Annotated in this window: 12 protein-coding genes; 4 read left to right on the top strand and 8 right to left on the bottom strand. The window is 39.8% G+C overall.

Annotation, left to right across the window (positions count from 1 at the left end; translation table 11 throughout):
- Window positions 1-10: 10 nt before the first annotated feature.
- Complete coding sequence (locus tag ACH8E3_RS06765) at window positions 11-691, bottom strand: ABC transporter ATP-binding protein (RefSeq protein ID WP_458631854.1); 681 nt, start codon at window positions 689-691, stop codon at window positions 11-13.
- Between the two features lie 3 nt (window positions 692-694).
- Window positions 695-1,762 (bottom strand): ABC transporter permease, encoded by a 1,068-nt coding sequence (locus tag ACH8E3_RS06760; protein WP_458631853.1) that lies wholly within the window; start codon window positions 1,760-1,762, stop codon window positions 695-697.
- 176 nt (window positions 1,763-1,938) lie between these two features.
- On the opposite strand from ACH8E3_RS06760, the gene ACH8E3_RS06755 reads away from it, so the two are divergent.
- On the top strand, window positions 1,939-2,922 hold the full coding sequence (locus ACH8E3_RS06755) for an EAL domain-containing protein (protein ID WP_458631852.1): 984 nt from the start codon (window positions 1,939-1,941) through the stop codon (window positions 2,920-2,922).
- Between the two features lie 105 nt (window positions 2,923-3,027).
- The gene (locus tag ACH8E3_RS06750; protein ID WP_458631851.1) at window positions 3,028-3,930 is read left to right on the top strand and encodes a MerR family transcriptional regulator; all 903 of its coding nucleotides are present in this window, start codon (window positions 3,028-3,030) and stop codon (window positions 3,928-3,930) included.
- Window positions 3,931-4,001: 71 nt separating this feature from the next.
- On the opposite strand, the gene ACH8E3_RS06745 is transcribed toward ACH8E3_RS06750, so the two are convergent.
- The 3 genes from ACH8E3_RS06745 to ACH8E3_RS06735 are packed head-to-tail and all read right to left on the bottom strand — an operon-like array spanning window position 4,002 to window position 7,073.
- A complete protein-coding gene (locus tag ACH8E3_RS06745) occupies window positions 4,002-4,478 on the bottom strand; it encodes a glutathione peroxidase (RefSeq protein ID WP_458631850.1) in 477 nt (158 codons plus the stop codon).
- Between the two features lie 5 nt (window positions 4,479-4,483).
- A complete protein-coding gene (locus ACH8E3_RS06740; RefSeq protein WP_458631849.1) occupies window positions 4,484-5,269 on the bottom strand; it encodes a DUF1295 domain-containing protein in 786 nt (261 codons plus the stop codon).
- A 16-nt stretch (window positions 5,270-5,285) separates the two neighbouring features.
- A complete protein-coding gene (locus ACH8E3_RS06735) occupies window positions 5,286-7,073 on the bottom strand; it encodes a DAK2 domain-containing protein (protein WP_458631848.1) in 1,788 nt (595 codons plus the stop codon).
- A 267-nt stretch (window positions 7,074-7,340) separates the two neighbouring features.
- On the opposite strand from ACH8E3_RS06735, the gene ACH8E3_RS06730 reads away from it, so the two are divergent.
- Together ACH8E3_RS06730 and ACH8E3_RS06725 are read left to right on the top strand one after the other, a co-directional pair.
- The gene (locus ACH8E3_RS06730) at window positions 7,341-9,578 is read left to right on the top strand and encodes an alpha/beta hydrolase family protein (protein ID WP_458631847.1); all 2,238 of its coding nucleotides are present in this window, start codon (window positions 7,341-7,343) and stop codon (window positions 9,576-9,578) included.
- Between the two features lie 35 nt (window positions 9,579-9,613).
- A complete protein-coding gene (locus tag ACH8E3_RS06725) occupies window positions 9,614-9,844 on the top strand; it encodes a hypothetical protein (RefSeq protein ID WP_458631846.1) in 231 nt (76 codons plus the stop codon).
- Between the two features lie 195 nt (window positions 9,845-10,039).
- On the opposite strand, the gene ACH8E3_RS06720 is transcribed toward ACH8E3_RS06725, so the two are convergent.
- The 3 genes from ACH8E3_RS06720 to ACH8E3_RS06710 are packed head-to-tail and all read right to left on the bottom strand — an operon-like array spanning window position 10,040 to window position 12,325.
- Window positions 10,040-10,777 (bottom strand): DUF6081 family protein, encoded by a 738-nt coding sequence (locus tag ACH8E3_RS06720; protein ID WP_458631845.1) that lies wholly within the window; start codon window positions 10,775-10,777, stop codon window positions 10,040-10,042.
- 36 nt (window positions 10,778-10,813) lie between these two features.
- A complete protein-coding gene (locus ACH8E3_RS06715) occupies window positions 10,814-11,734 on the bottom strand; it encodes a prenyltransferase (RefSeq protein WP_458631844.1) in 921 nt (306 codons plus the stop codon).
- Window positions 11,735-11,782: 48 nt separating this feature from the next.
- The gene (locus ACH8E3_RS06710; RefSeq protein ID WP_458631843.1) at window positions 11,783-12,325 is read right to left on the bottom strand and encodes a GNAT family N-acetyltransferase; all 543 of its coding nucleotides are present in this window, start codon (window positions 12,323-12,325) and stop codon (window positions 11,783-11,785) included.
- Window positions 12,326-12,366 lie beyond the last annotated feature (41 nt).

Genomic DNA, 12,366 nt, shown 5'->3' with positions numbered 1-12,366 from the left:
CAAGCATGAATTAGTTATCGCCTTGTTCCAACCTTAGAACGCCGTCTACCATTTTATATACCTTGTCGCAGTATTCCACTAATCGAATGTCATGTGTCACCACGATCGTTGTCGTATTCTTACTTTTCGTTTCATGCTTCAATAGCTCCATCACTTCATAAGCACGATCAGAATCTAGGGATGCCGTAGGTTCATCTGCCAATAGAATCGATGGATTACTGTACAGAGATTTGGCAATGGCTACTCTTTGTCTCTCCCCACCAGATAGATCGGATGGATATTTATTCCGTAGATCCTCGATGCCCAGATCCTCATATAGTTGATTCATTTCTTCTTTAGTCATATTCCCCTTCTTGACTTTATCCAATAATCTCATCTGATTCTCTACAGTAAGAAATGGAATTAAATTAGAAGATTGAAGAATGAATCCTATTTCCTTCAACCGAATCTTGGAGCGATCCTTCTCCGATAACTTGGTAATATTCTGATTGTTAATCATTATTTCACCGTCAGTAGGTGTTTGTAAGCCACCAGCAATCGTTAAAAAGGTACTTTTTCCAGAACCCGATGGACCAATAACAGCAATCAGTTCACCTTTTTCTGCGTGGAAGTCCGTTTCTTTGAGTGCCTCTACTGTTTTATGCCCTGTTCCAAATATCTTCGTTACATTATTCAGTTCTAATACAGCCATGATTTAACCCCCAATCGCTTTCAATGGATCTATCTTTACAATGGTATATACCGAAATCAGTGCCCCAAATACGGAGAACACAATAAGAACTAAGCCATAAATAATCATCGTCATGTAGTCAAAGGCCACCGGTACCGCACTTGGTAGGAATGCACCCGTCACAATCGTCAATATGAAACCAATCAATACCCCAATAGTTGCCAATATAAAAGTCTGTGCAAAAACCGATTTAGCTAAGTAACCGTTAGAAATCCCTTGAGCTTTCATCACACCAAACATACTAATCTTTTGTACCGTAAGAACATACAAGAAAATAGTGACTATGATCGCAGCGATAGCAAACAGAAAGTAGATCATGAAATTTAACGTTAAGCTTTGTTCCGTATAACCTGGCAAACTTCTAATAAAAGTCTCTAACTCTATTACTTCTAGTTGATCCGTATTTTGAATAGATGACATATCGTCCGTACGAAGAACAATTGCATTTATCGCTCCCTCGTTTTCTTCAGCAAATTCTCCATATTTTATATTCAAGAATGTATCCATATCACCATAAAGAACAGGGGCTGCGTTAAACCTAGCTGCATCCGTGAAGCCAACAATGGTTAACTTCTCTTGAGTCGAAGACAGGCTGAGTTCATCCCCTACCTTAAATCCCTCGTCAATCAGTGCATCACTTGCAATCACTTCATTCGGTTTAGAAAATTCATTTCCTTCCGTCACATTAGGCATAATAAATTCATCTTTTCGAATACCAAAGAGGGAAATATTCTGCTTCGACTCACCGTTATTTACGATGGTATTTAATTGAGATAGAATCGCCTTCTCATCTGATTTAAATTGACTTTCCTCTTTCACCATAAAAGAAGACTGACCCAAGCTAGAATCGGACTCTTGCGTTAGAACAATCGCATCGGCTTTCCATTTATCCACGGATTCCCTGTTAAGACTTTGTAACCCTGTAGCTAACCCAGATAAAAAGAATACTAAATAAGAAACGAGCATCAATACACCCATAATTAAAATGAATCGAAGTTTATTCTTCTTTATTTCATTCCACGCTAGAAACATCTTTTCACATCCTATAATATAGATTTATAAGCTTTTGTAACTTTTTTTGATAATCTATTTATAACAAACTATGCACTTGTTGTCAAACGTTTGTATATGGTTTAATATAAATGATTATACAACAGGAAACAATTGTTACTTCTTATACCATATCTAAATACTTGGAGGAACCTTCTATGGAACAATGTAGAGCTTGTTATCCACAAGCACTTTATTATCAAATTCGATTTGTAGGACAAGACAATATCGTTCAACTCGCACATATCCGTACATATCTTCAAGCCAATGGAGGACTTATTAGTTATACTGATGATCAACTCGTTGTAGATGAAACTTCCGTTGCAGGCTTATATGATTATATGTGCGACCACATGAATCTCGAAGGCATCTCATTTCGCATCGATAACCACATGTGGAATCCAATACAAGAGGTAACAGGTCTGCTGGATTACCAATGGATTGATAACGTCATTCGGAATGAATTGGTAACATGTCATATTCAACCGATTGTGGATATCCATGAAGAAATATTCGCTTATGAAATGTTATCTCGGTTCACAGATGAATCAGGTCAATCTGTATCTCCCTACCACGTCTTCACAGCTGCCAAGCGACGAAATCGGACATATGCTCTAGACCGTATCTGTAGAATGAATGCTGTTAAGAATGCTGCTTTGATCGATAAGAAAGTATTTATCAACTTTATTCCAACTTCTATCTATTCACCTCAACACTGTCTACAATCAACCGTCCAATTGGCTCAGCAACTCGGTATCGAACCGTCACGGTTTGTATTTGAAGTGGTGGAGACAGAACAAGTGCATGATTTAGATCATTTAAAGGAAATATTGGCATATTACCGAGAAAAGGGATTTCATTACGCCTTAGATGATGTCGGAGCAGGTTTCAGTACGATCGAGGTATTAGAACAATTAGAACCCCACTATATGAAGTTGGACATGGCATTTGTGCAAGGGGTATCCACTGATCCGATGAAACAACACAACGCAAGAACCGTACTCGAATCTGCCTTACGTATTGGGTCCGTCCCCCTTGCAGAAGGAATCGAGAACAGAGAAGACTTCGAATGGTTAAAAGAAATAGGATACCAGTTATTTCAAGGTTATTATTTCGGAAAGCCGGCTCCTATCACTTTGTAGAATGTTATCAAATGAACATTGTACAAGGTGTGAATATACACTATACTGGATATATTAGAATTAGAGACTGCTGTATTGGGGAACACGGCTGAAAGGATGAGTAATATGAATAACTCTTACGTAAGTGGACGGTATTTCATTCAGCAAGTGGCAGATGTAACGGGTCTCTCCAAGCAAGTTATTCGAAAATGGGAAGAGCGATATGATCTTATACAGCCTGAGAGATTGGACAATGGCTATAGAATGTATAGCGAAAAAGATGTGAATACCCTTCTTAGAGTTAAAGCTTTATCAGATAAGGGACATCCTGTTAGCCAAGCTGTTATTCTCGTGAAAGAGAAGGACGATCCCAATGAGGAATTGTTTCAAGAAGATAATCCAATGACCGATTTCAAAGAAATGAATAGTTATGTCTTTCAACTTCTTGAAAAGGGCAGTCTTTGTGACGAAATAGAAATTAATCTTATTCTGCAACGAGCGTATAATGTCTTTGGACTAACTTTGTTTCTAACATCTGTCGTTATTCCTTTCCTCAAGGAAGTCGGAAATCGTTGGGAGAGAAAAGATTGGGATGAATATCAGGAATCGTTCTCAAGCATGATTGTGCGAGACTTCTTAGTGCAGATACGTCGGAATTATCCTTGCAGAGAGGATGCTCCGTTGGTGTTAGGGGCATGTCTTCCGAATGAGCAACATGAACTGCCATTGCATATTCTATTGCTTCAATTCATGATGAGAGGCTGGAGAACCCTATTAGTAGGAACATCTCCTGCACCAAAGTCCATAGAAGCATTAGTTCAAAAATTAAAACCCGCAAAAGTAGTCCTATCCGCAACAACAACGATTCCTTTTGAAAACAATCCAGATCTATTACAAGAACTTGATCAATTCGCAGCAAATCATAAGAAAATCGATTTCTACTTAGGTGGTTGCGGGGCTATGAAGTATACAGCGAACAAGAAGCTTCATTCACTTCATATTTCGAATTCTATAGAAGACATTCTATAAACATGATGTTCAAGAAAAAGGGGTTGTATACCAAGTCATGAAGATGACCTGTGATACAACCCCTTTATCATTTATTGTTCTAATAATTGTAGTATATCTTGCTCCAAGGCTTGTGGCTGATGTGTTGGTGCATATCTTCCAACAACATTGCCTTCTTTATCAATTAGGAACTTTGTGAAGTTCCATTTAATCTTTTTGGAGAGGAGCCCTTTACTGTGCTGAGTCAAATAATCAAATAGCGGATGTGCATCTTTACCGTTAACCTTTATGATCTCATGCATTGGAAAGGTAACCCCATAGCTTAATCGGCAAGATTGTTCTGCGTCCTCTGCCTTCTTAAGTTCTTGACCGAATTGATTCGAAGGAAATCCAAGTACAATTAATCCTTCTTCTTTGTACTTATCATGTAATTTCTCTAATCCGTCAAATTGATTACTTAATCCACATTTGGTCGCGGTATTTACAATCAACATAGGCTGTCCTGAATATTCATTCAGTTGATATTCTACCCCATCCGAATTCGTCACTTTGATATCGTAGATACGCATCTCAATCACTCTCCGCTCTTCTTTGGTGGCATCGGAATGAACTTACTTGTTTGCTTCTCATACAAAGGCCATTCCGCATGCTTCTTGAATTTCTTCTCTAATAAGGGTACACCTGACACAAACAGCAGTAATAACGTAATTATGATCGGACTGTAGATTCCTGTCCATCCCTTGGGAACAGATAAGGAAATGATAAATATTCCCCACCACATGGTCGCCTCTCCGAAATAATTAGGGTGACGTGTATATTTCCATAGTCCATATTTCATGAGTCTTCCTTTATTATTAGGATTCGATACAAAGGTCTTCAATTGATAGTCACCTATTACTTCAAACAGATAACCGACGACCCATATGGTTAGACCGATATAATCAAGCCATCCAAGACCAGCATTAGTTGAAGTATTCACCGTCAATATGGGCTGTGAAATGATATATAGTAACACCAATTGAAGGACATATACATTCACGAACATCTTCAAATACTTCCAGTTATTCGTACCCCAGCGTTTTCTCATATTCACATACCTATAATCCTCTGACTTGCTCCAATTACGTCTAAATAGATAATACGCCAGTCGAACTCCCCACAAGATAACAAGCAGGGTAATTAATAAGGATCGGTCTGTCTTAACTTCACTTGTCATATAACTATAACCCGCAACAATAACAAATCCTAGACCCCATGCAATATCCACTAGGCCATTATTCTTTCTCCATTGTGCAATTAGAAAGATGACTACAAAAAATATAAATAAGACCAAAATTGTTCCAACATACGTATTATTCAATGGTATTACCTCCTCTTTATTCCGTTGTTAACGCAATAGCTACACATCCGATACCTGCATTCATGGCAACGATAGAAGATATATCTGTCGTGTAGATAGGGGATTTGCCAGTAATCTGTGTAACTACCTTTTCTAACTCCGTTGCTCGTTCTATAGCGTCTGCGTGTACGATCGAATAGCTAACAATGTTCTTCGTTCGGGAAATTTCTTGGACTAACAACTTCATTTTCCTCATGGTGGCTTTCAGACTTAACGTTGCACCCATAATCATTCCTTTTCCTTGATCATCGATCGATACAATAGGTTTAAGATTCAATACCTTTGCAGCAGAACCTTGGATTTTCTCCACTCTTCCCGAGCGAACCATATACTTCAGATTATCGACGCTCACAAAGATCTTGGTAGCGGCAATTGTTGTTTCTATACTTTGAATCACTTCATCCATTTCTTTGCCCGCTGCAATCTCCTCGGCTGCCTTCAATACAACTAACCCCTGTGCTCCTGAGTTGAGCTTGGAATCAATCACAGCAATTCGTTTACCTTTGGCGTTTAACTTCTCAGCTACCTGCAGAATGCTACTATGAGTTCCGCTCATCAGCTTCGATACGGTCACTACGATAACGGATTCATAATTAGATGACACCTGATTGAGAAAGTTCTCTGTATCTCTTAACGTCGGTTGTGAGGATGTCGGGTAATTCTTCGATTCATTCATCGATTGATACAAGTACGAAGGACTAATCGTCATTTTATCCAAATAAATACTATCATCCACGATGAGATTCAATGGAATCATGTGTATTTGATATTGATCCATCAACGCTTTGGGTAAGTCCGCAATGGAGTCCGTCACTAGGGCAATATTATATTTTCTAGCATGTGTTGATTCATATTGTCTGATCATATCGTCGGCTTTTTGCTGAATGATCTGACCGAACCCTCGTAATCTATCAAATATATCTTGCGGTGCACGGGTGTGAATATGAATCCTTGCTTTATGTGAGTTCCCCGTAATGATGAGTGATTCTCCTGAATCTTTAAGTGCATTTCTCATATCATCTAGATCAAGATGCTCCCCTAAGACTAGTGCCTCAGTACAATATCTATGGTTAACATCAGGGTTCTCGATGTGATGGACTTCATCCACCACCATCTCAATGTCATCGAAGTGATAGGTCGTCTGATCCACCTGTTTGGTTCTCATGAAATGAGCGAAGCCTTCTAGAAAATGTACGAAACCCTTTGCCCCTGAATCTACGACAGAAGCATCTTTCAACACCTGAAGTAATTCTGGTGTCCTCTTTAAGGATTGCAAAGCGACCTCAAGCGATTTGGTAAGTAACTCCGTGAAGTCATTTGCTCGATCTTTCATCATATCCAAAGCGTCTGACCAATCTCTCATAACCGTAATCATCGTTCCCTCTACTGGATTGGATATGGATTTGTAAGCATAATTCACAGCGCTTTTCACAGAACTAGAGAACCCTTTAATGGATATGTCCTTCTTATCATCCAGTCCCATATATAATCCATTGATAAAGCTAGCAAAGATAATACCCGAATTCCCTCTTGCACCAATTAGCGCGGCTTCTGCAATAGATTCCATCGTTTTTTTGGCCGACTCTTTCACTCTAGCTTCTTCAATAATAGAAACCATCGTAAATGCGAGATTCGTACCTGTATCACCATCTGCCACGGGAAACACATTAATTTTATTCAATTCATTTCTTTGCTTAATAACGGCGTTTGCTCCAGATAGGAAACCGAAGTATATCTTTTCACTGTCTATAAATTGCACGTTCATCCTATCACACCTCCAATATGTTCATGATGTATCCAGTAATCATGAAGGTCTTTACTCATCTTAAATTCATTATCTAATTAATATCAGACCGCTCTTCACTTGTCAATGGTTTGTATACACTTTTTTAATGAAAGGTTGTACAGGGTTCCGCCTTTTGAATTTCAAACCTTTCCCTTGATTCTCAGGAAATATCATCCCAAGCTTGATCGCCAACATGATACAATAAGATGTATACGACTTTTAACATCATTCATATGAGGAGAGCTTATGGAATTCGAATCTACCATCATTACACCTTATAAACTTTCACTTCGCTCACGAATAGCTCTAAGACTGAGAGGGACTTATAACTTCGATACTCGTTTTTGGAGGTTGTCGCTCAGTGGTGTGTGGGCCGTGGGTTGTTATATGTTCGCTCTAACTGCGCTTAGTATTCCTACGGGCCTTGGTACGATGCTCGATATCGCCATGATGATTACTTTGGGAACACTAGGTTTGTTTGGTTCAGCACATCTGATCGCATTTCTGCTCGCACTGATTGGAATTCCTTGTCCTCGTTTATTCATAGGTGGAATCATATTTAATCTAGTCACGTTTTATTTCATGTTCTGGATTCCGGGAAGTGGCATCGTTATTTCCATCTTCACGTCTGTCATTCTTACCATGATAGGCATGCTAATAGGGTGTTGGATAGCTATTATTACGAATCCATATACGAAGATGATGACGAAGTGGATGATGACTATATTCATATCTACCATTCCTATTGTCATTGTCGGCCCCATGTTCATAGATAAGTCTGACATCGTTCGCGTGTCGCCTATAGTCGACACCACGATCGAGAACATACCATTGCCTAGTCCTGCTGAGTTGGGTTTATTTGATATTCAGCATTTCACATACGGAAGCGGAACGGACAAATACAGGGAAGAGTATGGTGCTTCCGTTAATCTACAATCAGCATCTGTCGATGCCTCTTCCTATATTGATACATGGCCTTGGTTACGAACCTTATCCTGGGGGTTCGATGAGAAATCACTGCCTTTAAATGCGAGAACTTGGATGCCAACGGGCGAAGGCCCTTTTCCACTTGTCCTTATGGTTCATGGCAATCATTTAATGGAGGATCATTCGGATGGTGGCTATGATTATCTGGGGGAGCTACTTGCTAGTAGAGGATTCATCGCTATATCTGTGGATGAGAACTTTCTAAACTATTCCGTGTGGTCCAATATCCCCGACAATGATATTAAAATACGCACATGGATCCTCCTGAAGCATCTTCAACAAGTAAAGCGGTTCTCAGAGCAAGCAGAATCACCATTCTATAAGAACGTTGACTTGCAACGTGTTGCTCTGATCGGTCACTCACGAGGAGGTCAAGCAGCTGCTATGGCTGCAGATGCAGACCGTTGGTTCCGCTCTGACCTTGATCTTGCTAAAGATCTAAAGGAGATCTCTATTCAAGCTGTGGTTGCTCTAGCTCCAACCGATGCGCTCGTCGACGGCGTACATGCTAAACTTCGCAATGTAAGCTACATGGTGCTTCAAGGAGCCCGAGATGCCGATGTGAATGACTATTTCGGAGAGCGACAATATGATCGTGTTCAGTTCTCAACACATGAGATTGGGTTCAAGACGTATCTCCATATTCCTAATGCGAACCACGCCCAATTCAATACGTCATGGGGTGGATTAGATACAGGTCTACCTAAGGGTCTGTTCCTGAATAGAAACAACTTGATGAAAGGTTCGGAGCAAAGAGAAGTTGCGAAGGTATATATATCTGCCTTTCTAGAAACAACCCTTCATGGACAAAAAGCTTATACTGATTTATTTCGCGATTACAGAACAGGATTACAATGGTTGCCCGATTCGATCTATTTCAATCGATTTGAGGATAGCCATTTCTTAGAGCTTGCTACATTTGATGAAGATAAAGTATCATCTAACGTTGTTGATAAGATAAAGACTGAAGTTAGCGGTGAACTTCGTGCTACCGAGGAGTCTATAACACCAGAGAATAAAGGTATTCTACTAAGTTGGAATAATGATGATTCGCAAGCAGCTTCCTATTCATTCACTTGGGATCATGACGACAAATCCAATTCCTATGCAGACGCCGATGGTTTCTCCTTCTCTCTAGCAGATCAAAGCATAATCAATAACAGTGAGCATCCTAACCCTTTACCTATTACAAAAGTTGATATTACCATAGAGACTAAGGATGATATATCCATCACCTTACCTCTAGTTCAATTCATGAATGTCCAACCTATGATTAATCCGCAATTCACGAAGAATAAATGGTTGGAATCGCATTTCGATGATGAAAAGTATGCTAATATGGATGATGGCATATTTCAGACCGTTCTACTTCCTTTTGAAGATCTAGAAAAGGTGAATGTAGACTTCGTACCCAACGATATCACACGCATGACGCTGATCTTTAACGAAGGTCCAGGTGAAATAGTATTTAGTGACTTTGGACTATATTGGAATTGAAAAATGAGTGTATGATACACAAGGAGGTGAGTGAAGTGGAGAATGAAACACTACGTTATACTTATGCTTACAAGGTAATCTCTACGGGGAATGAAGAACAGATCAGCGTATTTGCTGACAGCAAGGAACAGTCTTATGATCTTGCCTTAGAAACAGCTTATGATTATGAGTTTACTTCCAAGGAAGATATTGAGATGGGAGAGCTTCTAAGCATCTCTAAGGCTGTTGGTGATAACTACGTGGAATGTGCCGGTTGCGCATCCTAATATAGGATGCATGGAACTTTAAGTGGAATGTGCCATGCATCACTGCACATGCGGATCATTCTTACGATCGCTATTGAACATACAAAGACAAGCTGACATTTGTATTCACAAATGTCAGCTTGTTTCCATTAGGCTCAGACTTTTTCGTACATGTAATATTTCTTTTCATGTTTCATTAACTATTCTACCTTTGTATCACTCCGAGTCTGAAGTAATCGTAACTTTGACTGGCGACCATTCGGCAATAACTGTCTGTCCATGCACAGATACGCTACCTTCTGGCGATAGATCCTTCTCCGTCATAATCCCTAGTGCAACCGTGAACTGATTCAGCTTAACAGGGATATTCTTCTCTCTTCTAACCTCTACGCCATTCAAATAAAAGACAGCCTCATCTTTAGCACGATGATATGTTATCTTGTATGTGTTAAATTCTCTTGCCTTAAAGTTCGTATCTTCTTTGAAGATACAGAAGTAACGTTGCTTGTCTGTTTGTGGTACCTGAACACCTGGGAAGGGAAGAATACCATAGACACTGGCATACTTATCATTTCCAGCAAAGAAGTCAAGCGCTGCCCCTGTTGTAAAGTCCAATAAGTTCAACGAAACATAGCCATCATAAAGGTCCCCTGGTGCTGTGTTCTGTGTACGTGCACGAATCTGAAGCTCAAAACTCACTTCTCCCGCTTCCGGAATCTGTACAGGTTCCGCAGAATAATACATATGCTTCGCATTATCAAGAATCTGAATATGATCATTCTTTCTACTTAACGTAGCACGTGCATATAGAATCTCGTTACGTACAATGACAACGGCATCCGGCTCCCGATACTCCCAGAATGTTCCGTCTGGAAGTGGGAATCCACCCATCTTCCACACTTTTTCTTCAGACATGATCGTATGAAAATCTCCAAGTATCATTTGTTGCTCCATATCCAATCCCTCTTTTCATTTATCTAAGTATTTCTATCATCCCTGAATGAACCCTTGAATCAACATAATGATAATTAGTATGGCTCCAAATCGTACGGTTGCTTGAAGGGAACCGCCCATTAACGGCAAATAAGCTTGGGAAGGATTATGATCCTTCAACCTACCATACACACGGTATAATGGAATTAAAGCTATCCATGCGAGGAAGGCAATGTAAGGCAATGCACCGACTACGATGCATATGAACAATGATATTGCTGCCAAAAAGAGTAATACCTTAGAGAATCGTAGCGCTTTTGACTCACCCCATACGACGATTAATGTTTTCTTCCCTGCTTGCAGATCCAATTTCCAATGTAAGAAATGATGATTGAATAGAATAAGTGTTGTTAGTAATCCAATCGGTAATGACAAGAAAAACGCGCGAATATCCATATGAGCTGTCTGCACATAATAAGCACCCATGACAGGCAATACGCCAAAAGATAATAGAATAGCCACTTCGCCTAATCCTTTTCCACGATACCCAAGCTTTAATGGAGGTGCCACATAGAAGAAGGCAATCGCTCCACCCAATAATCCAAGAATAAATGCCCACCAACCACTAAAGAAGCTCAATATGATACCACATGCAATCGCGACACCAAATAGCAACCAGGTAACGATCGTATATACACGAACGCTCCAAATCCCCTTCGTTAAGTAGCCAGAATGGCTCGTTATCGCGTCCACTTCTTCTTGATTCGAATCAGCACCATTCTTATAATCCCATAAATCATTGATCATATTGGAGAACAAATGTGCTAGTGCTGCTCCAAGTAGCGTTAGCGCAAATAGACCTACATGAAATACACCATCCCATACAAAGGCCGCTAGCGCACCCAACGCGACGGGGATAAGCATGACCATAACAATTGAAGCGCGTGATGCTTTTAGAAACTGTCTTAGCTTGTCCAATCTTGATGTTCCCTCCCTATTATCTGAATAAGCTCATAATACGAACCACTAGAGCTTAGTTAGTAACATCTCATATTTACTAAAGCCATTTACTTCACCCATGTATTGATATCCATGTCGCGGATAGTAGTTATTCAAATGTTCATTATTCGCTATACAATCCAGACGTATTCGATCCTTACCTTTGAATTGAATGTCTTTCTCTACCCAATGCAGAATGTCCTCACCCAATCCTTTCCCATTATAATCACGACTAACCGCCAGTCTGTGTAAATATACAGCATCATTAAGATGTTCTTCATGCTTTCCCCATAAATCCTCATCCCATGGACTAGCTTGCTGTTTCAGAATTACAGTACCCACACAAACTTCCTTTTCTTTAAAAACATACACTTCTCCACGTGAAATGGAGCCCATCATATCATGACTATCTTCTCCTTCCAATAATCCCTCCCATTGGTTGGAACCTTTGCTATGCAGCCATCTAGCTATGCCTATGAGAATGTCCATAATGTCATGTGCATCGTCGTGCGTGGCTTGATATGAGACAACTCTGCTATTTATGCATGTATTCATTTGATATGATTCCATTCATCTTCCTCCATCTTGATAGGGATTAGTTCACATTTTAA

It is taken from the genome of Paenibacillus sp. CMAA1364 (genome assembly GCF_054373195.1).
Note: the sequence above shows the minus strand (reverse complement) of the source record. Positions and strands in the feature narration are given on the sequence as shown.

Excerpts from the sequence above, each read along its gene's own strand:
- ACH8E3_RS06720 (WP_458631845.1), bottom strand. The coding sequence starts at position 10,777 with ATGGAGCAACAAATGATACTTGGAGATTTTCATACGATCATGTCTGAA.
- ACH8E3_RS06735 (WP_458631848.1), bottom strand. The coding sequence starts at position 7,073 with ATGAACGTGCAATTTATAGACAGTGAAAAGATATACTTCGGTTTCCTA.
- ACH8E3_RS06760 (WP_458631853.1), bottom strand. The coding sequence starts at position 1,762 with ATGTTTCTAGCGTGGAATGAAATAAAGAAGAATAAACTTCGATTCATT.
- ACH8E3_RS06765 (WP_458631854.1), bottom strand. The coding sequence starts at position 691 with ATGGCTGTATTAGAACTGAATAATGTAACGAAGATATTTGGAACAGGG.
- ACH8E3_RS06755 (WP_458631852.1), top strand. The coding sequence starts at position 1,939 with ATGGAACAATGTAGAGCTTGTTATCCACAAGCACTTTATTATCAAATT.
- ACH8E3_RS06745 (WP_458631850.1), bottom strand. The coding sequence starts at position 4,478 with ATGCGTATCTACGATATCAAAGTGACGAATTCGGATGGGGTAGAATAT.
- ACH8E3_RS06750 (WP_458631851.1), top strand. The coding sequence starts at position 3,028 with ATGAATAACTCTTACGTAAGTGGACGGTATTTCATTCAGCAAGTGGCA.
- ACH8E3_RS06710 (WP_458631843.1), bottom strand. The coding sequence starts at position 12,325 with ATGGAATCATATCAAATGAATACATGCATAAATAGCAGAGTTGTCTCA.
- ACH8E3_RS06730 (WP_458631847.1), top strand. The coding sequence starts at position 7,341 with ATGGAATTCGAATCTACCATCATTACACCTTATAAACTTTCACTTCGC.